Consider the following 19,421-nt stretch of genomic DNA (forward strand, 5'->3'; position numbering starts at 1 on the left):
CGGTCGGCGCTATAGCCTCGGTGGGTTTCATCGGGGCTTTTCGCTTTTTTGGGGCGGATAAACTTTTAAGCCCCAATTTTCATATCCTTGCCCGACGTTTTTTCGACCTCCAGAGCAATAAAACTTCTCCTTCAAGATTTCAAAAGCACTGTTTGGTTGATCGGGGCGCAGAATGTTAAGGCCAATCGGCCTAGCGACGAGGTCAGCCAGTTGCAGGCCAGGGGAATCCACCTTTTTATCCGCAAAAATAATCTCAAAAGGGAAGTTGATTCCAACGCGATTTGCTCCATCGGTCATCCGACGAAACTCAAGCTCTAACTCGTCGTCTTCTTTTTTACCTCGACATTCAAAGACTACGTGGGTGAGTTGCTTGTGCTGACTCTTCTCCTGCAGGAACTCATAGAGTGTTTCCAAACAAAAGCCTAGTGCTAAATGATAGGGGTTCTCGTTTTGGTCAGGCGAGCCTTTGAGTTTTGATTTGTCGATGACACAACTAGCCAGAATAAAGTTGTGGGTTTTGATTAGTTGACTCAGTTCGTCCAGGAATTTGGTTTTTTGCAGCTTGCTTTTGAAGGTGAATGCGCCTTTTTCTTTTCTGATGTCGTGTTCATGTAGTACAACCAAGTCATGACCGAAGTGCTGGAACTTGAATTGGTGCAGTGCGGAAACAACGCGATTGGCGTAATGCCTTTTGTGAAATATGCAAAAGGCAAGGACGAAAATTGGATAGTTTGGATCCAAATTTTGCATGCCATGGTCACCACTTTCGTCGACATAGACGATGTAGTCACTGAATAAGCTGGGTGTGGTTTGGTCGGTTTTGCTGCTCATTGTGGTCTCGCAGTGACTTTGAAAAGTCTGTGACGAACAAAATTCAGTCGCCTACGGATGTGCCGCAAAGTGGGCCGAGACTCCAAAAACCACAAAAATAGCGAAATAGTACCGAGACGTTAAATGGTGTTATCTCACAGTTTGTGTGTGAAAGCAACAAAGTATAGAAATGCACATCGTCTTGAAAAGCGCGAATTAACGTCGTTTAGAGTGAATGTAAGTTGTATGAGATACATCTTTTCCCCTTGGCCTCCGAAGGTTCGATCCCCGCCAGCCGCGCCATTCTTTGTATCATTGAGCAAATCATTCGTGTAAGTTAATGAAATGCTCAACACCCTACACATCACCACATTCATCAATCGCACCCCGCCTGATGTATACGCTTTCGCCTCAAACCCCGAAAACCTTCCCTCTTGGGCGGCAGGCCTGGCCCGCACTGAAGTAACAAAACAAGGTGATGCCTGGGTGGCTGAAGCCCCATTCGGCAAAGTGAGAATCACATTCGCGCCAGCCAACAACTTCGGTGTGCTGGATCACGATGTGCAGCTTGAGTCGGGCGTGGTGGTGCACAACCCCATGCGAGTGGTGCTCAATGGTGAGGGCAGCGAATTGACCTTCACTTTGTTTCAGCAACCGGGTATGTCGCAGCAGCAATTCGAGGAAGACGCCCAAGCGGTAGCACATGACTTGCACACTTTGAAAACACTTCTCGAATCTGAAAGCTGATGCCGCCACGTCCCCCCACGGTTCCGCTGGCGCCCAACGCGATTCAAAAAGGCACGCCGCTCAAGGTGTTGATGAACCGAGAATCGATCGAGTGCCTGGCGCAGAACATTCTGTATGTGCACAAGACATTTCCGGCGAAAACATTTTGCCAGCATGCGTTGACCGATCTTGAACCACTTGAGCTGATGCAGCGCGCGCAACACATTGCCAAATCGTTGCGCGAATTTTTACCCGGCAATTACAAGCAAGCGGTGTCCATTCTGATCGACTCCTTCACCCCGGCAGAAACCGAAGTAGGGTCCTTGGGCTTAGCAGGGTTTTTCTACATGCCACACAGTTTTTTCATTGCCGATTTCGGTTTGGACCCAAGTTACAATGGTGGCGAAGATCCATTCGATGTGTCCATGCAAGCGTTGCGTGAACTCACCATGCGTTTCACCGCTGAATTTGCCATTCGACCTTTTCTTATTGACCAACAAGAACGCACCCTGGCACAAGTTACCCAGTGGTTAAGTGACCCCAACCCGCATGTGAGGCGATTGTGTAGTGAGGGCACTCGCCCCAAGCTGCCGTGGGGAAAACGGATCCAGTCGTTTGTGGCCAATCCCCAACCCACTTTGCCCATACTCGAATACTTGAAAAATGACGAGTCGCTTTATGTGCGCCGCAGTGTGGCCAATCACCTTGGCGACATTGCCAAAGACCACCCGGAAATTGCTTTTTCTACATGCGAACGTTGGCTGCAGGCGGGTGCGTCTTCTGAATTGAAATGGGTGGTACGCCATGCAGTTCGCTACCATGCCAAGAAGGGCGATGCCAGGGCTTTGGAAATTCGGGTGAAGGCGAAGGTTTGAATCACGACAATCAAGCTTAAATCGAGGTATTTGTTCATGCAACGGCATTCAAAAATCGCCAACAATGAGGTTCCCGCGCAGTGGGGAACATGGTCGTTTTTGGCGATTCCTGCCTTCGTTTTTTTGTTTGGTGTGGTGAGCCTGCTTTGGAATCAGCCGCTGCTGCTGGCCCTGATTTACGTGGTTGTTAGCGTTTTGACTTACATCGCTTATGCCATGGATAAATCAGCAGCCAGGAAGGGAAAGTGGCGTACCTCTGAAAGCACCTTGCACTGGTTGTCCTTGTTGGGTGGTTGGCCCGGCGCACTTGTGGGTCAACATAGGCTCAGGCACAAGTCGAACAAGGCTCCGTTTCGGTTTGTTTTCTGGTTAACGGTATTTCTGAATGTCGCTTTGTTCCTTGTGCTGGCCTCCCCCAATGGCCAAGCGTATTGGGTATTCTGACCGTCGATTGGAAAAAAGGCCAAACGAAGTGAATCACCTGCACATTCCTCTCATCAAAACAATTTTCACGGCGGCAGACGCTCTTGACTTGCCGTTGTGGATAGGCGGTGGCTGGGCAATTGATGCCCGTTTGGGTCGAATTACGCGCGAGCACGATGACATAGATCTAACCTTTCCCGCAGACAGACAAGCAGACTTTGAGAATCTGATTCTCCAAATGGACGGGCAGATTACTGAACAAACCGACTATGGCTTCTTGGCGGTAGTTCAAGGTTTGCTTCTCGATTGTGAGCCAGCCTATTTCAACGATTCGGCGTACGAAATTGAAGACACGCCGCCCGGTTCATGCCCGATGCCAAAAGAGGGTGTGATTGATCAATTGCCCATTCGCTGCAACAGCTGGGCGGCAATACTGTGGGACTATTTCTATTACGAAGATGAAGTGCCTCGTGCGCAGTGGCCACAGAAACATGTTTTTTCCCATGTCCTTGTTTGCGAAGCATTGGGCGATAACACCGTGATCAGTTTGAGAAAGCAGTTCGATACACGCTAAATAAATTTATTTTCCAACTGTCGATTTCGCGTTGTCTCGTTCGACTATCCCGGTAGGCATAACTTTCAAGGAGATCACGATGTCGAACAACACAGGTACAGTGAAGTTGCACAGGGTATTGCGCGCGCCAGCAGAGCGGGTTTACAAGGCTTTCACTGATAAAAGCGCGTTGGAATACTGGAGCCCACCTTATGGCTTCACGGGCACTATCCATGAAATGGACGTTCGCGAGGGTGGCGGTTACCGCATGTCGTTTAATAACTTCAGCACCGGCAGTAGTCATACATTCGAAGTGAACTACATTGAGCTTGTACCCAATCAACGCATTCGCCACACGGATCGCTTTAACGACGAAAGCCTTCCTGGTGAAATGGTGGTCACTGTTGACCTCAAAACTGTGGCTTGTGGTACCGAGTTACGGATTGTTCAGGAAGGAATTCCCTCAGTCATCCCTGTTGAAATGTGCTATCTGGGCTGGCAAGAATCGCTGGAGCAACTGGCCAAGTTGGTTGAGCCTGATATTCCAGATCATAGTTAAGAAAAATTGTATTTCGGCGCTTGACCCGTGTGAGGCAAGCTGGGATATTGATGATTCAAACCGATACCCCATTCCCCACATGAACAATCACTACTCCTTCATTGGTGGCCAAGAAGGCCAGTGGCGTGTTACCCGTTGCGATACCGTTGTGGGAGCGCCTATTGAGGCTGTGCCAAGGCTGAATGTGGTAAACACTGCTGCAAGCCAGCTAAGCCAGCGCGGCACCTGGATGCTTCAGGGTTTTACCAGCAATGTGCGCTATGCCGAGCGTCATGAAATCAATCAGCTGCGCGCAAAGCAAGAGGGATTGAGCCGCCCAGCCTCGACTTGCGCTGCACTGATTCCAATCAAGAAAAATGCGCAGTGGTGGGCTTTGTCGCAAGACGAACGTCGGGCAATATTCGAGGCACAGTCCCACCACACGGAAATTGGCTTGGCCTACTTGCCTGAAATTGCCCGGCAATTGCACCACTCGCGCGATCTTGGCGAGCCCTTTGACTTTTTAACCTGGTTTGAATTCGCACCCGAGCACACCGATGCGTTTGATGAATTGCTCGTAAAATTACGCACCTCGGAAGAATGGAAGTATGTGGAACGTGAAGTCGATATTCGTTTGGTGAAGGATAGTCTGTGACAATTCAATGTGCAGTTTTTATTGCAACCAGCCTGGATGGTTTTATTGCCCGCGAAGACGGCAGCATCGACTGGTTGAATGAGGCCAATCAAGTGGTACCACCTGATGAAGATTGTGGTTATGGTCAATTCATGGCCGATGTGGATGTGTTGGTGATGGGCCGAAATACCTTTGAACAAGTGCTGACCTTCACGCCTTGGCCCTATGGTTCAACCCCGGTGGTGGTGAGCCGAAAGGGAATTGAGTTACCGGCCAGCGTACCTTCCAGCGTGTCAGTTAGCAGTGAGCGTCCTGCAGTGCTTATCGAAAGGCTTAGCCAGCAGGGTGTTAAAAAGGTGTACCTGGATGGTGGGCAAACCATTCAAAGTTTCTTGGCTGAAGGTTTGGTCAACAGCATCACGGTGACTACCATTCCAGTGTTGCTGGGCAAGGGAAAACCGTTATTTGGCAAGTTATCGTCAGATGTAAAGTTGAAACACAAAAGCACCAAGGCTTATCCGTTTGGATTTGTGCAAAGTGAATACCTTGTTCACAGGGCAGTGTAAATCGCAGTTTGTATTACAACAATGCCAATCCTCCCCGACCTGCTTCAAGCCAATCTGAACATTGTTTTCTGCGGTACAGCCCCCGGCACGGTATCCGCCCAGCGCGGCGCCTATTACGCCAATGCGGGCAATGCATTTTGGCGTACCTTGTTTGAAGTGGGTTTAACGCCGCATCAGGTTTCACCGAAAGATTTCCAGGGCATCACTCAATATAAATTGGGGCTGACTGATCTCGCCAAGCAGGTATATGGTGCAGACAGTTCATTGAAAAAATCGGATTTCGGGCCTAGCCAATTGCGTGAAAAAATTCTGCACTTCAACCCTAAAATTCTGGCTTTCACCAGCAAGCGTGCCGGGCAAGAGTTTCTGGGTTGTAAAGTACAGTGCGGTTTACAGCATGAAAAAATTGGCAACACAGTGTTGTTTGTGTTGCCATCGCCCTCTGGCCTGGCTCGAAGCCATTGGCGTATCGAACCGTGGCAGGAATTGGCGGCTTTATGCCGGTGATGCCGTGGGGCGAACCACAATTTCACTGGTGTCTACATCGCTGGGCTGATTGATGACATGTGCGATTGCAGTTGCAATTGCCTCAGGTTTCAATGCGATTTCGCGGAAGCTTTTCATCGCTGTTGCTGCAGCGGTATCCGTAATGGTGTTGGCCAATTCCGATTCCACCACACCTGGATAAACACAGGTCACGCGAAGGCGGTCATTCTCTTGACGCAAGCCGTCAGAGATCGCCCTGACCGCATACTTTGTGGCGCAATAAACCGCACCGGTCGGCACCACATAAAGTCCACCAATCGAAGAAATGTTGATGATCTGTCCACTCTTCTGTTCATTCATGATCGGCAAGACAGCTGCAATCCCGTTTAGCACGCCCTTGATGTTGACATCGATCATTTGATTCCATTCATCTGTTTTCAAAGCATTCATCGGCGAGAGCGGCATGACTCCCGCGTTGTTGACAATCACATCGACACCACCATATGTTTCAACCGCCAGGTCAACAAGCGCCTCAAGGTCGGCCAGTTGAGTTACGTCGACTTGTTGGTATGTCACCTGACCGCCATTCCACTTCAAGTTGTCTGCAATGGATTTGAGTCGGTCGGTCCGTCGCGCACCCATCACGATTCGATGACCTTGTTCGCTGAGTAATCTTGCCGTTGCTTCACCAATGCCGCTGCTTGCGCCGGTGATTAAAATTGTCTTGCTTGCCAACGATTGTTGCATCTCAGAACCCCCTGAATTAGGTTGAAAGTTGAACTTCCATAGTAAGGATTGGGCTTGATTGCGAAAATGCAGATTCCTCTTGGAGTATTGCCTAGAAGTATGTTTTTAATATTCCTACAGACTGCGAGTAATATCGTTAACCGGCAAGTGGCGCATTCGCGAAGGTGGTTGATATGACGGATGAATTATTCGGGTTGCGAGACCCTCGCATGGTGGCCATAACTCAACAATTGGCGACCACAGAGGGGTATTCTGAGTCAGCACTAAGCGGCGTTACATTCATGCGCTGCAACGGGGCATTGGCCAGAATGCCCGCGCTGTATGAGCCAAGCATCGTGATTGTGATTCAGGGTACAAAACATGGATTTCACGATGGGAATATTTACACCTACGATGCAAATCATTACTTGGTGGTGTCTGTCCCCCTTCCGTTTGATGTTGAAACCCAGGCCACTGCAGAGAAGCCGCTTTTGGGTTTGATCATTCGTGTGGATTTTGAAATGGCCGCTGAGCTGTTACTGGATTTGAAAGAGTCCGTTGTGGATCAGGGTGAAGCGGTGCCGCCTTTGTTTGCATCCCGAATGGATGCAAAGCTGGGTGATTCAGTCTTCAGGCTACTTGAAATATTGCAGTCTCCGACCGAGTCGCGCGTGCTGGGTTCTTCTGTCATCAAAGAAATCACATACCGGGTTTTAACAGGCGAGCAGGGCAGAAGCTTGCGCCTTGCCTTTTCATCTGACAGCTATTTATCGCGGGTGGCAAAGGTATTGAAACTGATTCACTCAAACTACCATTGTGCACTCGATGTGGCTACTTTGGCTCAAGAAGCCAATATGAGCGTTCCTACATTTCATGCGCACTTCAAGTCGGTGACATCAAGCACGCCAATCCAGTACATCAAGGCAATCCGGCTGCATCAGGCCCGACTCATGATGATCAGAAAAGGCATCAGTGCTGCCCAGGTGTCGGCCATGGTGGGCTACGAAAGTCCGTCACAATTCAGTCGGGAATTCAAACGATACTTCGGCCGCACACCTGTGCAGGAAAGTCAGTACAGCCAATCCATTTTGGCGTTGTCTTAAGCCTAGTAATACAAAAACTCCAAGGCTTCTTTCAATCGATCGCCTGTTGTTCTCATCCGTTCCCAACGTTCCATGGTCACATCGCCTTGCCGGAATTCGCGGAAGAAGTCGTTTGAATCAAGCTGGGTCATCACTGCTTCAATATTGCCCGGCATGCTGTTTGAAAACCCGAACTTCTCGCGCAGCATTTTCATGCGCTGATCCATCGACTGCGCCTCTTCTTGCGCCGCGCTGGAAACCTGGACTGGCGAACGGGGTGTAACCAGTATCAATACGGAACGTTGCAGGTCGTTGGTGCGTTTGTTGGAAAACAGGTATTGCAAACCGGGTACGTCTTGCAGACCTGGCACGCCATCGCGGTTGCTGGCGCTCGATTTCTCGCTCAGACCACTCAACACCAGTGTGTCGCCAAGGTTCATCACCACGTTGGCATTGGCGGTGGTTTCACCAATTTCAATTTGGTAGGCCACGCGCGGGTTTTCGGTGGTGGCATTCAGGTTGGTGCGTTGCGCTTCCACTTTCAGTTGTATGCGGCCTTGCGGTAAAAATACAGGGGTTACGGCCAGCTTGATACCAATTCTTTTTTCCAGTGGCACCACTGTGGTACCACCCTGCACACTGGTGGATACAAAACCTGCACTCAAATTCGTGCCCGAGAAAAACTCGGAAGGCAGGCCTTCGATTGCAGCCAGAGTGGGGCGTGCCAGCACTTCGTTCAGCGAGCTGTTGGCGTTCGCGATGTTCAGTGAATACGACAGGGCGGGAATGGTCACTGCCCGTGTAATCGCTGTGCTGACATCGGCAGGCCCGCCGTTGGTCACGGTTGAGTTGTTCACCCGGGAATAAGCGGCCACATTGCCCGCCACATTGCCCAGTTGCAGGGTGAGTGCGTTCAGCAGGTTCACGCCCTTGGATGTAGAAATCAATTCCTGGGTCGACAGCAAAATGACATCAATCAACAGCATGCGCGGGCCGCCGGCGGGGTCTTGGGCTGCGGGTGCTGCTTCAGTTGCTGAGGTTGCTGCGGCTGGCGTTTCAGTGGCAGTGTCGGGCTGAACCTCGGCGGGCGGTCGCGGCGTTGGGTAGGGAATGGCAGGCAGGTCGAATGCTTGCGCAAGTTGCTCTGGCTGCTGTTTCAACGACACCTTTTGGCTGCTGTAAAAACTTTTCCATTGCGCAACACGGCGATCCGCGCGTTCAACTTCTGGTCCGGCATTGTTCAGGTTTTTCAACACATCACGCATCACATTGGCACGCTCGAAGTCTGCGCACGAGGCGTACACGGCAATGCTTGAGCGAATGAATCCATGCGACAACTCTGTCGCAACCTTTCTGAATTGTGTGGCCATGGCACAGGCGGTTTTTGCATCGCCCGTAACATATGAAGCCACCATGAGGCCGTAAATGGACACGGCACTTTCAGGCGTTAACAACAGCACTTCCGAGAATGCGCGCTTGGCTTTGTCAAACTGCTTCAGGTCCATTTGGGCCAGGCCCAGAAACTCTTGGGCAATCCAGTTGCTGGGGTCGATGCGCAAGGCTTGTTCATAGCCTTCCATGGCCATCTCGCCTTTTTGTGTGTCGCCCTGGCGCGCTTGCAGGTGGTACACAAAACCATTCAGAGAATGCAGGTGAGAATTTCGTGGGTCAAGCTGCAAAGCCTCGTTCACGGCGAAATGTGCCTCGGGCAATTCAAGGCGTTTGATGTATTGCACCGCTTCGGTTACTTTGCTCAGCATTTCCGAATCGCGCATGTCGGTAGGCACCAGCGGTACCTCTTTCACCATGTCAACGAAGGAACGCGCTGCGTTGTCCTGTGCGGTGGCAGGTTGTGCAATACACACAGCCAGTGCCACAGCGGTGGCCAGTTTACGAAGGCGCATGTTGGGAATGAATGTGTTCATGATTTAGCGTGGTCCTGTGGATGTAAATGTGAGTCGGTCCATGGATGATCCAGCCCGCCCGCGCATACAACCCAGTTTTTCACCGGGGGTTACTTGATATACGCCGGGGCTACCGCCACCGCCACCATAGGGGCCATACTTTCTGCCCGTGTTGGTGGTGAAGCTGACTTGGTCAACCAGGCTACCGCTGCGGTAATCAACCCGCACAATGTATTGGCCTTTGGGCAATGTCACGTCAACGGGCCAGGTGTCGCCACCGCCTTGGCGGGGTGCCCAACCGCCGGGGTACCTGAACTGCACACGGTCGACCACACGGCCAGCACCGATCCGAAAGCCGGTCACATATTCGTTTTTACACGTCGCCATGTCACTCCAGAATCCGCCGCCACCGCCGCCTGCGCGGGCTGGGCCTGACACTTCAACTTTGTCGCTTGATGTGGGTGAGGCATTGCGGCCTTCCAGTTCTTCGCCGTTGTCAAACCAGTGGGTAATTGCAGTTTCGTAGTTTTCTTCACCGAATGCTCGGCGCAAATCGGAGTAGCGCGCCATGTAGCTGTACAGGCTGAAGTTGGGGCTGCCCTGGCGGCCTTGTTCAATGCCGTAATCCAGCCAATGCCTGGTCACACACAGGCGATCGCCCAGTTTGCAAAGTTTTTGTACATCGGTGTAGCGGTGCCAGTAAAACGAGGCACCAAATTCAGGGCTGCCCTGGCGGCCTTTCTCAAATCCATCGTCGGCCCAATGCGTAGCCAAGTCAACTTTGGCTTTCACCACGTCCTGGTTGTTGTCGTAGTAAAAGTCCCAGTCAAACACCGAGGCTGCAAAGCGTGGGTCTGGTGCCGGTTTATGTTTCTTTTTCTTACCCAGTTTTTTGAATGCATTGCCTGCGTCGTTGAAGGCTTTGTTCACTGAATTCGTGCTGGTGCTGGCCACATTGCGTGCCTTGTCTTTTGCGCGGTTGTATTCGCGCTCTGCAGCCTCGGCCTGTTTTTTGGCCTCTGCTTCGGCAGCGGCTGCCGCGTTGGAAATTTTCTTCAGTTCGGCATTGGCAGCATTGGCGGTATAGCCACTCAGGTTTTTGTATTCACCCGCAATTTTTTTGTAGGCTGCTTCAAGCTGCGCACCAATACAACCCTGAATTTTGGATGGGTCAACGTTGGCACCACCTTGTCCCTCGAAAACCTGGGCAATGTTGGTACTGGCTTCAATGGCCACACTGGTTTTAATTTCAAAGGGGTTCACGCAACTGGGCGGTACTTCAATACTCAGGGTGTTTCCACTCATGGTCACGTTCACGGCCTGGCCCACAAAGTTGCCACGCATGCTGATTTCCTGCGAGCGTTGGTCCACATCGGCCAATGCTTCCATTTTGACTTTCACGCGGCCCAAGGGCCCGAGTTTCAAATCAATCATTTCTCCGGCTACACCATGCAGGCCTTCCATGCCTGCAGAAGCATCCAGCCAGCCCATTTTTTGACCCAGAATATAGGCGTCACCTGCCAGCCGCATCCACGGGCCTCCGTCGGCCAGGGGGCCAAGCAGGGTGATATTGAAATTGTTGGGGTCGGTTGGGAATGGCTTGGTGTTGTCGCCGAAACGGTATTCCTTGGGCGGGTTGGGATTTCGCACCTGGAATACAGACAGTGGTTTGGTCACTGTCAGCAGCATGTTTTTGTACGACTCAATGTTGCGAATGAAGCCGCCACCATAGGGGGCAAGGCGGGCATCAGGCGTGGCCATTGCAAACATTACACGGGCATGGTCTTCCAGCGTGAAAGCGGGGGGCGTGGCCATACGGAACGTGAAATCGGTCAGGTCCATCACACCGGCCGGGTTCAACGGTGTTTGAAAATGCGTGATGATTTTCTTGTTCGGTACAGCGCGGTAAATGGCATTGCCTTTGAAGCCAAAAGTCAGTGCGTTGTTGACAAAGAATGTGGCGTCGGTCAGGTCCATTTCAGGCATGCGAAGTGGCAGCCGGGCATTCGGTTCAAACTGAAACTCAATGAATGCCTCGGGCGACAGGGCGTCTGCACCTGCTTTTTTCATGGTATCGCCGTGGCTAATGGCCGTGGCCATACCAGCGCCAGCACCCGCACCACCCACCAGGTCGGTGGGAATGGGCATGACTACAGCAGCACGCAGGGTTACGTCATCGCCCTGCACACCAAAACCTTGCATGGCCAGTTTAATCGCACCGCCCAGGTCGGCACGCGCAGCCAGTTGTACGCCACTTGCGAATGCAAGCGAGTTCACATTGAAATATTTCTCACGCACGACCTTTTGCAGGCTGGGTGGCATTTTCACGGTGTCCAGCGCAAAGTCGCTGGTTGATATGGAAATGATGGGTGCGCTCAGCTTGGTGCCGCCCATCAGTTTTTGTACGTTTTCTTTCAGCAGGTGGGGCATTGCCAGTTCTTTGTCCAGCACCACCAAAAAGGTTTGCTGTGCAGTGTTGCTGGTGAAAAAGTAAAGTTGCACCGGGCCTTGCTCGGTGAAATAACAACCCTTCAGCCCGCCGCCACAGCTGGTTTGTTTCAAGGCACCCACCATGCCCTGCAATTGCTCTTTGGCATTGTCCAAAGGCAGTGCACCCAGCATGTTTCTCAGGGTGGGGGAGATTTCAGGTATGTTCTGCGCATGGGTTGGTGCGTTGAACAGAAAAACGCTTGCGAGTATCAGGCCCGCCTTGGGCAGTGCGCGATGAAACCGGTTCATGGATTGGTGACGCTTATTTTGATTGGTAATACCCGCAAAGGCGGGTTGCGTACTTCTCTTGTGTGTATGCTGCACATCCACCGGCTTATCATTCCATGCACGCAGCATATGAATAGATTGAATAAAAGCCAAAACCCGGGACTGCTCGGGATATCACATAAATGGGTGACAAGTGTTTGAAGGGGGTCTCATGAATTTTTTGTCTCGAATGCTGATTGTTGTGTGTGTGGCTTTGCCACTGTCGTCTGTTTTCGCAGCAGACACCGCCCAGCCCTTGCAAACCATTCAGTCCCTGGATGCACCCCGCTACATGGGCACCTGGTTTGAAATTGCCAAGTATCCCAACCGTTTTCAAAAGCAATGTGTGCGCAACACCAGCGCCGAATATTCATTGCAAAAAGACGGCACCGTGAAGGTATTGAACCGTTGCCAACTGGCCAGTGGCGATATGGAGGAAGCGCAGGGGCAGGCCCGTCAACTTGGGGGTGTGAAGTCGCCCAAGCTTGAAGTGCGTTTTGCACCCGCCTGGTTAAGTTGGCTGCCCATGGTGTGGGGCAAATATTGGGTCATCGACCTGGATCCTGAATACCAAATGGTAGCCGTCAGCGAGCCCAGCCGTGAATACCTGTGGGTATTGGCCCGCACGCAACAAGTGGACAAAGCGAAATACGATGCACTGCTGCAACGCTTGAAAGCCAAAGGGTTTGATTTGAGCAAGCTAGAGCTTTCACCGCAGGGCAGCTAAGCATGCGCCGGTTAAATCCAAAGAAGCTGCTGCTCAGCAAGTGGACTGCAGTGAAGCCTGTGAACAAGGAAAAACATTTTCTGATTCGCAGTGTGGTGAGGCCGGAAAGCGACCACTTACCAGTGGAGCAGTTTGAACTGGAGGCTGTGCATTCGGGCAGAACACAAATTATTCACTGGCGGGATTTGCAAGATGAAGACCAATGGTTGCAGGGGTGGAAGTAGTTCATTTCCACCTTCCCTGTGCCTCAATTACCAAGCCCCTTGGGCCGTGCACTTCATTCTGGTTTGCATACGCCCAGTTCAGTGCTTTGCACATTTCGTCTGAAAACTCGTTTTCGTTTTGCTGGTGCAAATCCATGAATTGCTTGGAGGCCACCATATTGCGCAGTTCCTCAAGCAAGCCTGGTTCGTTGATGTAACGCACCACACCATGCACATAGTTTTCAACTGATTCGGCCACGCAGTAGTCTGCGAGGCCAAGCGAGGCAAGAATGTCGTAGTCACTTCGTGAATGTGGCTCGGCACCAATCAGGCTGATTACAGGAAGACCCAGTACCATGCAGTCGATGGTGCTTGTGGCATTGCCAAATGGAAACGGGCTGAGTGCCAGGTGGTTCTGGTTCAGCAAATTCAAGTACGCCTCATAGCCTGTGCGGCGGGCCACCACTGCCGTGGGAAAGTATTGCAACAAGCGGCGTTCGGTCGACAAATGCCCCACGCCATACTCGTTGGGGAAAAACATGAAGCGTAGCGGCTTGGCCGACAAGCGTTCAATTTCCTTCAGCGCGGTAATAAATCCGAGGTTAATCTTCATGGTGTTGCAGGGCACTGCTATCGAAACCACAGCATCGTCGAGTACGGGTGAAGGCGGTAGCTTCAAGTCTTTGTGGGCCTCCGCGACATTGCCGATTTCGCTTTCCAGAATCAACATGTTCTCGTTCACTACACCTGGGCCGCCGAATACGCGGCTGGTTACAAACGCCACGTCCATTTCGCTGCTGAAACTGCTGGCGGGGTGGCCAAAGCTCATGGCTTGTAGTGGTGCCCAACGCAGGTTGGCCAGTGAAATTCCCCACGAGCGCATGCCCACGCTCATGAACCAGGCAATGTCGGGTGTGCACTGGTTTAACACCGGTTGCAGGTTCATTTCTTCTTCGGGTACTTCAATGAACTCATCGAACAGGCTGATGGACTGTTCATCCACATCGGCTTGCATCGACACCATCACCATGTAGTAATCGTTTTTCAGGCGCTTGATCATGGGCGCATACCAGCGGTACATGGCGTGCACTGACTTGAATGTTTCGGCTATCACCGCCATCACGGGTTTGTTGTCGATGTTGCCGCTGTGCCGCACGCTGCCATTGGGTTTGGCCTGAATGCCTTTGGCCTTGTGCACACGCTTGAACCACAGGTTCAGGTGCTTTTTGATTTCATGTTTTTTAGGTGATGTGCTGTAGCTGCACAACATCCAGATATTCGAGATCAAGGCACGGTACTGGTCTAGCGGGCGCAGTGCACTGTAAGGGTTGTACTCTTCCAGTAGAAAGGTGCGGCCTGCATCGCCGGTTACGGTCAAGGGCAAGCGGTCGAGCAGCAAGCCGATGGCCAACAGCGCCGAGGTCTCGGTGCTTTCCAGTGTCAGTTCCACCAGGTCGGCTGGGTCCAGGTCGCCCACGTTGGCCAGTAATAGCGCACGCACCAACGCCGGGTTGTCGGTCAGTTGTTTGGCTTTGCGCTCATGGGCTTTGTTCAACAACAGTTTCAGTACCGCGCGGTTGTTGCCATAGCCCGACACCTCGAACACATGGCTCATGAAGCGCTTTTGTTTGGTCAGCACCAACACGCTGTTCAAGCTGAGCTCGTGTTTCAGGTCGGTGAGCACATTCACATACAGTGCGGCAAAACGGGTGCAAAGTTCAGTCGTGCCTTGAATGCTCAGTTGCATCAGGCTTGCATAGGGCTTGTTTTGACATTCATTGACCAGCACGGCCAGTTGGTGGATGGTTTTCTCTGTGTCTTGCCGCTGCATGTAAACGCCACTTTCAATGGCTTGCAGTTTGGTATCAATGTCATCAAACAGTGGTTTTAGTTGTTCTTCCAGGCTGGCTGTGGTCATGGTGGGAAACATCTCGAACTTAAAGTTGAACGGTACGGCCAGTGGCCGAGGCTTGCGCAATGGCCTGGCTCAGCGCCAAGCCTTCTGCTGCAACGCCCGTAGACAAGGTGTAGGCATTCAGTTTTTCATCGCGCATGGCTTGCGCAATGTCGGCGTAGTAGTTGGCAAAGGCCTCGATAAAACCGGAAGGGTGCCCAGCCTTGAAGCGGTTGTAGCGGGGCTGCGCGGTTATTTCACTGCCAGTCGAAATTCGGTCGAGCAACATGCGGTTGCCGGCTTCATCTGCGGCCTCAATCATCTCCGGGCTTTCCTGGTGCCATTGCAAGCTGCCTTTGCTGCCGAATACCCGAATGCGCAAGCCATTGCGGTAACCCAACACGGCTTTGCCGTACCAGGCGTTCACCATCAAATTGTTGCTGTACTGGATTACGGCGTCCACTTCATCAATCAAGCCAGGCGCCACGTTGGTGATGGCGCGTTGCCAGGCATTCACGGCAAGTGGCGTGTTGCCGCACACAAAGTTCACCAGGCTGTGCAGGTGTACAAACAGGTCGAGCGATACGCAACTGATGTCGCCGTCTTCAAGCCGCCAGGCCTGAATGGCGTGGGTTTTTTTCTGGTTGCTCAGTCGCATGTAGGAGTCTTGCGGCATTTCAACCATCACCTTGAATACGCTGCCAATGGCACCACTTTCCACGCGGCGTTTCATCTCGCGCACGGCGGGGTAGCCCGTGTAGTTGAATATTGAAAACACTTGGGTGTTGTCGGGTTGAATACGGGCCAGCAATTCTTTGCACTCTTGCACATTGGCCAGCAGGGGCTTGTCGGAAATAACCCGCAAGTGGTGATCTAGCGCCAAGTGAATGTACTGCGCATGCGACTTGATTGGCGTGGCAATCACCACCGCGTCTACCTCATTGGCCACCGCATCAATCAATGCTTCCGCACTGGGGTAGAGCTTATTGGCGGGTACATTGTATTGGCGACCCGACTCTGCATTGAATTCTGGGTTGCGGCTAAAGCACCCCGCCACCAAGTCAAATTCATTGTCCATTTTCATGGCAATTTCATGCACACGGCCCACGGCCGAATTGACGCCGCCGCCAATCATGGCCACCTTGATTGGTTTGTGCAGGGGCTTCAGTGATGTAGCTGGGTTTTTCATAGTCAATGTCCTTTGCGTGTGGCTTTAACCATTGAAGGTGTAAAGCCTGCGCTGTGTGGCGTGGCTGGCCAGTGTTTGAAGTTCGGCTGCGTTGGCGCAGCGTGCAAACAGCAGGGCCATGCGGCCCACTGGGCTGGGGGCAATCAAGTCGCCCGTGGCGGCAATGGGAACCCAGCGCTCCATGTGCACCGGGTGGTTAAAGTGCAGGTGCTGCAACAAACCTTCGTGCGGCAAGGTCAGGGTGTGGCGCAAAATAAAATTCTGTTTTAAGGGACCAGGTGCGGCACGTTGACCCAAAAAGCCTTTGGCGTAACTGGCCACATAAGGAAAGCCGGTTGAAAGTTCGATCAACTGGCTGTACAAATCGCCGGGGCAGCGGCGGGTAATTTCTACCAGCCAGAATTGATCGCCCTTCAGCAAAAACTGGGTGTGCACCAGGCCGTCGCACAGGCGCAGGCTTTGTGCCAAATGTTCAATTTCACGGCGAATTCGGGTGTGTACCTCGACCGGGAAGTCGATGGCCAAGTGGCTGGTGTCAACCACAAATCGGTTGGCCGAGCCATGTTCGATCACCACAAAATCTTGCATCACGCGACCATTCACCACAAAGGCCGAGTGGCTGTACAACTGGCCTTCCACGTATTCCTCGACCAAACAATCGCCACTTTTCGATTCGGCCTTGGCCGTACCGATTGCTTTTTGCAGTTGGCTGGTTTCACCGGCTTGTACCACCGTAATACCTCGACCGCTGTACGCATCTACAGGTTTGACAATCACGGCGCAGGCGGGCGTTTCATCGTTGCCAAACACCCGTGGCACCGACAAACCTTCGCGTTGTGCGTAGTTGCGAAACTTCTGTTTGTGGTTGATGGTTTCCGTAGCCTCCAGCCGGTCGATGCCGGGAAAATGCAGGGTTTCCGACACTTCGGCGCAGGAATAATACGAGCGGTCGTTGCAGCCCGGTACCAAATATTCAATGCCCAATTGGGTGCACAAATCGGCCAGTGCAGCGGGGTTGGAGTAATCCAGTTGCTGGTAGCCCGGCGTGGCCTTGGCCAGGAAGTCGTTGGGTTTGCCACCCGCAAAAACTACCGTGTGCCCGGCGTTGCGCAGGGTGTTCAGGATAGGCCCCGATGAGAAATTGGTGTCCACCAACAGCACTTTAGCCACGGCTGGCCTCGTCGATAATCACACAGATTCGGGCTACGTCTTCCAGCGCCAAGTCGGGGTAAATCGGCAGGCACAGCACTTGTTCAGCCGCTTTGTGGGCATTGGGCAAATTACGGGGTGCCGCCGAGGGCAGGCCACGATACATGGGCATGCTGCTAATCAAAGGGAAAAAGTACCGGCGGCCATTCACGCCGTGTTCTTGCAAACGGGCGTACAGCGCGTCGCGTGTAATGGGATAGTGGGCATTCACGAAAATCGGAAAGTAAGCGCCGTTCCATTCCACATTCTCGGGCACAGCCATGTGTTCGATTCCGGGGACATTGGCCAGCAATTCGCGGTACAGGGCCTGAATTCGATGGCGTTTTTCAATGGCCTGGTCTACATACTTCAGTTGCAGCATGCCCATGGCGGCATTCAGTTCGCTCATTTTGCCGTTGATGCCGGGTGCCATCACAGTGACCTCATCGGCAAAGCCAAAGTTTTTCAGGTAATCAATGCGTTGCTTGGTTTTGGTGTCTTTGCACACAATCGCGCCGCCTTCAAAGGTGTTGAACACCTTGGTGGCGTGCAGGCTAAGTACCGACAAATCACCCGCATTCAAAATGCTTTCATCGTTTTGCTTCACGCCAAAGGCATGGGCTGCGTCGTAAATCACTTTCAGGCCATATACATCTGCAATGCGTTGAATCTCGGTGGTGTTGGCGGGTAGGCCATAGCAGTGCACCGGCAAAATTGCACTGGTTTGCGGGGTAATGGCTTCTTCAATGCGGCGGGGGTCCAGGTTCAGGGTGACTGGGTCCACATCCACAAAAACCGGTTGCAGGTCATTCCACAGCAGCGAGTGGCTGGTGCACACGAAGGAATAGGGCGTGGTGATCACTTCGCCTTGAATGCGCAAGGCTTTCAACGCAGTCATCAGGGCGATGGTGCCGTTGCAAAACAGGGAAATGAACGGCACGCCCAAATGCTCACACAGCGCCTTTTCAAGCTGTTGGTGGTAGGGGCCGTTGTTGGTCAGGGTTTTGCTGTCCCAAATCTGTTCCAGGTAGGGAATGAACTCCGCAAGCGGCGGCAGCGCTGGCTGCGTCACATAAATTTTCCGATGGTCCATACCCAAGCCTTTCTATTTGATTTTCCTCATTATCCCGGCTGGGTTGCACAATCATTTGTTAAATATCAGGCCTCTTTCCCCTTCAGAAAAATGTTTTCCCCCATTCAGGCTTGCTATAGTGGCGCATTGAATTTGGCCCAAGAACGGCCTCTTATCTATCTATTTACCGGGAATTCACCATGTTTGTTGCCGGCAACGGTGTGGGTTGGCTTGAGGCCGTTATCTTGGGGCTGATCCAGGGGCTAACCGAGTTTTTGCCCATTTCATCGAGTGCGCACCTGCGCATTATTGGCCCCATGTTGCCCTCGGGGCTCGACCCTGGCGCAGCCTTCACCGCCATTACACAACTTGGAACCGAACTCGCGGTGCTGGTGTATTTCCGCCAAGACATCGCCCGAATTTTTCTGGCCTGGTGTGCATCGTTCAAAGGTCATTCTTCTCTTGATTCGGATGCGCGCTCAGATGCCCGCCTGGGTTGGCTGGTGATTGTGGGTACCCTGCCCATTGCAGGGCTGGGGCTGTTGTTTCAGGACTTGATTGAAACTTACCTGCGCAATTTGTACTTAACCGCCATCATGTTGATTGTGTTTGGTCTAATTCTTGGTTTGGCGGACAAGGTGGGCAAACGCCAAACTGAATTGCGCGACATGACCTGGCGCGACGGTATTGTGTTTGGTTTTGCCCAAGCGCTGGCGTTGATTCCCGGTGTCAGCCGTTCGGGCGGAACCATCACCGCAGGTCTGCTGATGGGTTACACCCGCGAGGCGGCAGCGCGTTATTCATTCTTGCTGGCGGTGCCGGCGGTGTTTGCTTCCGGCTTTTACCAGTTGTACAAAAGCTGGGGTGTAGCCGGCCCTGTCAGCCCGGCCAATACCGCGCTGGCCACCTTCATTGCCTTTTTTGTGGGCTACGCGGTCATTGTGTGGTTCTTGAAAATTGTCAGCACACGAGGCTATGGCCTGTTCGTGGTGTACCGTGTGGTGCTGGGTGTGGTGGTGTTGGCGCTGTTGGCCGCAGGGGTGTTGCAGCCGCTGTAAAGTTGTAAGG

General features: G+C 52.4%; 20 protein-coding genes. 12 read left to right on the forward strand and 8 right to left on the reverse strand.

The window, feature by feature from the left end; translation table 11 throughout:
* Positions 1 to 27: 27 nt before the first annotated feature.
* Entirely contained in the window at positions 28 to 831 is an 804-nt protein-coding gene (locus LMED105_RS00900) for a DUF3800 domain-containing protein (protein WP_050771113.1), read from the reverse strand.
* 324 nt (positions 832 to 1,155) lie between these two features.
* On the opposite strand from LMED105_RS00900, the gene LMED105_RS00905 reads away from it, so the two are divergent.
* The 8 genes from LMED105_RS00905 (at position 1,156) to LMED105_RS00940 (ending at position 5,632) form a co-directional block, all read left to right on the forward strand.
* Positions 1,156 to 1,557, forward strand: coding sequence for an SRPBCC family protein (locus LMED105_RS00905; protein WP_008247267.1), 402 nt, complete (start codon positions 1,156 to 1,158; stop codon positions 1,555 to 1,557).
* Positions 1,557 to 2,411 carry a DNA alkylation repair protein gene (locus LMED105_RS00910; RefSeq protein WP_008247268.1) on the forward strand — a complete coding sequence of 285 codons (855 nt, stop codon included), beginning with the start codon at positions 1,557 to 1,559 and terminating at the stop codon, positions 2,409 to 2,411. Before LMED105_RS00905 ends, LMED105_RS00910 begins: the two co-directional genes overlap by 1 nt.
* 36 nt (positions 2,412 to 2,447) lie before the next feature.
* On the forward strand, positions 2,448 to 2,855 hold the full coding sequence (locus tag LMED105_RS00915) for a DUF1294 domain-containing protein (protein ID WP_008247269.1): 408 nt from the start codon (positions 2,448 to 2,450) through the stop codon (positions 2,853 to 2,855).
* Between the two features lie 28 nt (positions 2,856 to 2,883).
* On the forward strand, positions 2,884 to 3,408 hold the full coding sequence (locus LMED105_RS00920) for a nucleotidyltransferase domain-containing protein (protein ID WP_040512153.1): 525 nt from the start codon (positions 2,884 to 2,886) through the stop codon (positions 3,406 to 3,408).
* Positions 3,409 to 3,487: 79 nt separating this feature from the next.
* Positions 3,488 to 3,946, forward strand: a complete 459-nt coding sequence (locus LMED105_RS00925) for an SRPBCC family protein (RefSeq protein ID WP_008247271.1) — start codon at positions 3,488 to 3,490, stop codon at positions 3,944 to 3,946.
* Positions 3,947 to 4,025: 79 nt separating this feature from the next.
* Entirely contained in the window at positions 4,026 to 4,580 is a 555-nt protein-coding gene (locus LMED105_RS00930; protein ID WP_008247273.1) for a chlorite dismutase family protein, read from the forward strand.
* A complete protein-coding gene (locus LMED105_RS00935; RefSeq protein WP_008247275.1) occupies positions 4,577 to 5,125 on the forward strand; it encodes a dihydrofolate reductase family protein in 549 nt (182 codons plus the stop codon). Before LMED105_RS00930 ends, LMED105_RS00935 begins: the two co-directional genes overlap by 4 nt.
* Before the next feature lie 21 nt (positions 5,126 to 5,146).
* Positions 5,147 to 5,632, forward strand: coding sequence for a mismatch-specific DNA-glycosylase (locus tag LMED105_RS00940; protein ID WP_008247277.1), 486 nt, complete (start codon positions 5,147 to 5,149; stop codon positions 5,630 to 5,632).
* Here the strand turns inward: LMED105_RS00940 and LMED105_RS00945 are convergent.
* A complete protein-coding gene (locus LMED105_RS00945; RefSeq protein WP_008247279.1) occupies positions 5,621 to 6,358 on the reverse strand; it encodes an SDR family oxidoreductase in 738 nt (245 codons plus the stop codon). The genes LMED105_RS00940 and LMED105_RS00945 overlap by 12 nt on opposite strands.
* A 173-nt stretch (positions 6,359 to 6,531) precedes the next feature.
* Here LMED105_RS00945 and LMED105_RS00950 point away from each other — a divergent pair, with 173 nt between their 5' ends.
* Positions 6,532 to 7,440, forward strand: coding sequence for an AraC family transcriptional regulator (locus tag LMED105_RS00950; RefSeq protein WP_198006766.1), 909 nt, complete (start codon positions 6,532 to 6,534; stop codon positions 7,438 to 7,440).
* Between the two features lie 2 nt (positions 7,441 to 7,442).
* On the opposite strand, the gene LMED105_RS00955 is transcribed toward LMED105_RS00950, so the two are convergent.
* Both LMED105_RS00955 and LMED105_RS00960 read right to left on the reverse strand, forming a co-directional pair.
* Positions 7,443 to 9,344, reverse strand: a complete 1,902-nt coding sequence (locus LMED105_RS00955) for a secretion protein (protein ID WP_008247291.1) — start codon at positions 9,342 to 9,344, stop codon at positions 7,443 to 7,445.
* A gap of 3 nt (positions 9,345 to 9,347) precedes the next feature.
* Positions 9,348 to 12,062: a lectin gene (locus LMED105_RS00960; protein ID WP_198006767.1), complete on the reverse strand. Its 2,715-nt coding sequence runs from the start codon at positions 12,060 to 12,062 to the stop codon at positions 9,348 to 9,350.
* Positions 12,063 to 12,252: 190 nt separating this feature from the next.
* On the opposite strand from LMED105_RS00960, the gene LMED105_RS00965 reads away from it, so the two are divergent.
* On the forward strand, positions 12,253 to 12,807 hold the full coding sequence (locus LMED105_RS00965; protein ID WP_008247295.1) for a lipocalin family protein: 555 nt from the start codon (positions 12,253 to 12,255) through the stop codon (positions 12,805 to 12,807).
* A 2-nt stretch (positions 12,808 to 12,809) separates the two neighbouring features.
* Complete coding sequence (locus tag LMED105_RS00970) at positions 12,810 to 13,031, forward strand: TIGR02450 family Trp-rich protein (protein WP_008247296.1); 222 nt, start codon at positions 12,810 to 12,812, stop codon at positions 13,029 to 13,031.
* A gap of 1 nt (position 13,032) precedes the next feature.
* On the opposite strand, the gene LMED105_RS00975 is transcribed toward LMED105_RS00970, so the two are convergent.
* Genes LMED105_RS00975 through LMED105_RS00990 form a run of 4 tightly spaced genes read right to left on the reverse strand, consistent with a single transcriptional unit; the run spans position 13,033 to position 18,374 of the window.
* A complete protein-coding gene (locus tag LMED105_RS00975) occupies positions 13,033 to 14,928 on the reverse strand; it encodes a hypothetical protein (protein ID WP_156799466.1) in 1,896 nt (631 codons plus the stop codon).
* A 19-nt stretch (positions 14,929 to 14,947) separates the two neighbouring features.
* Positions 14,948 to 16,093, reverse strand: a complete 1,146-nt coding sequence (locus tag LMED105_RS00980) for a Gfo/Idh/MocA family protein (protein ID WP_008247299.1) — start codon at positions 16,091 to 16,093, stop codon at positions 14,948 to 14,950.
* A 24-nt stretch (positions 16,094 to 16,117) separates the two neighbouring features.
* A complete protein-coding gene (locus LMED105_RS00985; protein WP_008247302.1) occupies positions 16,118 to 17,263 on the reverse strand; it encodes an acetyl-CoA carboxylase biotin carboxylase subunit family protein in 1,146 nt (381 codons plus the stop codon).
* Positions 17,256 to 18,374 carry a DegT/DnrJ/EryC1/StrS aminotransferase family protein gene (locus LMED105_RS00990; RefSeq protein ID WP_008247304.1) on the reverse strand — a complete coding sequence of 373 codons (1,119 nt, stop codon included), beginning with the start codon at positions 18,372 to 18,374 and terminating at the stop codon, positions 17,256 to 17,258. Before LMED105_RS00990 ends, LMED105_RS00985 begins: the two co-directional genes overlap by 8 nt.
* 179 nt (positions 18,375 to 18,553) lie before the next feature.
* Between LMED105_RS00990 and LMED105_RS00995 the strand changes: the two genes are divergently transcribed.
* Positions 18,554 to 19,411 carry an undecaprenyl-diphosphate phosphatase gene (locus tag LMED105_RS00995; RefSeq protein ID WP_008247305.1) on the forward strand — a complete coding sequence of 286 codons (858 nt, stop codon included), beginning with the start codon at positions 18,554 to 18,556 and terminating at the stop codon, positions 19,409 to 19,411.
* The last annotated feature ends 10 nt before the right edge of the window (positions 19,412 to 19,421 follow it).

Origin of the sequence: Limnobacter sp. MED105 (assembly GCF_000170915.1) — a bacterium.
Lineage (GTDB): Bacteria > Pseudomonadota > Gammaproteobacteria > Burkholderiales > Burkholderiaceae_B > Limnobacter.

What these genes read in the sequence shown, in the direction of transcription:
- LMED105_RS00900 (WP_050771113.1), bottom strand. Translation starts at nt 831, where the DNA reads ATGAGCAGCAAAACCGACCAAACCACACCCAGCTTATTCAGTGACTAC.
- LMED105_RS00905 (WP_008247267.1), top strand. Translation starts at nt 1,156, where the DNA reads ATGCTCAACACCCTACACATCACCACATTCATCAATCGCACCCCGCCT.
- LMED105_RS00910 (WP_008247268.1), top strand. Translation starts at nt 1,557, where the DNA reads ATGCCGCCACGTCCCCCCACGGTTCCGCTGGCGCCCAACGCGATTCAA.
- LMED105_RS00915 (WP_008247269.1), top strand. Translation starts at nt 2,448, where the DNA reads ATGCAACGGCATTCAAAAATCGCCAACAATGAGGTTCCCGCGCAGTGG.
- LMED105_RS00925 (WP_008247271.1), top strand. Translation starts at nt 3,488, where the DNA reads ATGTCGAACAACACAGGTACAGTGAAGTTGCACAGGGTATTGCGCGCG.
- LMED105_RS00930 (WP_008247273.1), top strand. Translation starts at nt 4,026, where the DNA reads ATGAACAATCACTACTCCTTCATTGGTGGCCAAGAAGGCCAGTGGCGT.
- LMED105_RS00940 (WP_008247277.1), top strand. Translation starts at nt 5,147, where the DNA reads ATGCCAATCCTCCCCGACCTGCTTCAAGCCAATCTGAACATTGTTTTC.
- LMED105_RS00945 (WP_008247279.1), bottom strand. Translation starts at nt 6,358, where the DNA reads ATGCAACAATCGTTGGCAAGCAAGACAATTTTAATCACCGGCGCAAGC.
- LMED105_RS00950 (WP_198006766.1), top strand. Translation starts at nt 6,532, where the DNA reads ATGACGGATGAATTATTCGGGTTGCGAGACCCTCGCATGGTGGCCATA.
- LMED105_RS00955 (WP_008247291.1), bottom strand. Translation starts at nt 9,344, where the DNA reads ATGAACACATTCATTCCCAACATGCGCCTTCGTAAACTGGCCACCGCT.
- LMED105_RS00960 (WP_198006767.1), bottom strand. Translation starts at nt 12,062, where the DNA reads ATGAACCGGTTTCATCGCGCACTGCCCAAGGCGGGCCTGATACTCGCA.
- LMED105_RS00965 (WP_008247295.1), top strand. Translation starts at nt 12,253, where the DNA reads ATGAATTTTTTGTCTCGAATGCTGATTGTTGTGTGTGTGGCTTTGCCA.
- LMED105_RS00970 (WP_008247296.1), top strand. Translation starts at nt 12,810, where the DNA reads ATGCGCCGGTTAAATCCAAAGAAGCTGCTGCTCAGCAAGTGGACTGCA.
- LMED105_RS00975 (WP_156799466.1), bottom strand. Translation starts at nt 14,928, where the DNA reads ATGACCACAGCCAGCCTGGAAGAACAACTAAAACCACTGTTTGATGAC.
- LMED105_RS00980 (WP_008247299.1), bottom strand. Translation starts at nt 16,093, where the DNA reads ATGAAAAACCCAGCTACATCACTGAAGCCCCTGCACAAACCAATCAAG.
- LMED105_RS00990 (WP_008247304.1), bottom strand. Translation starts at nt 18,374, where the DNA reads ATGGACCATCGGAAAATTTATGTGACGCAGCCAGCGCTGCCGCCGCTT.
- LMED105_RS00995 (WP_008247305.1), top strand. Translation starts at nt 18,554, where the DNA reads ATGTTTGTTGCCGGCAACGGTGTGGGTTGGCTTGAGGCCGTTATCTTG.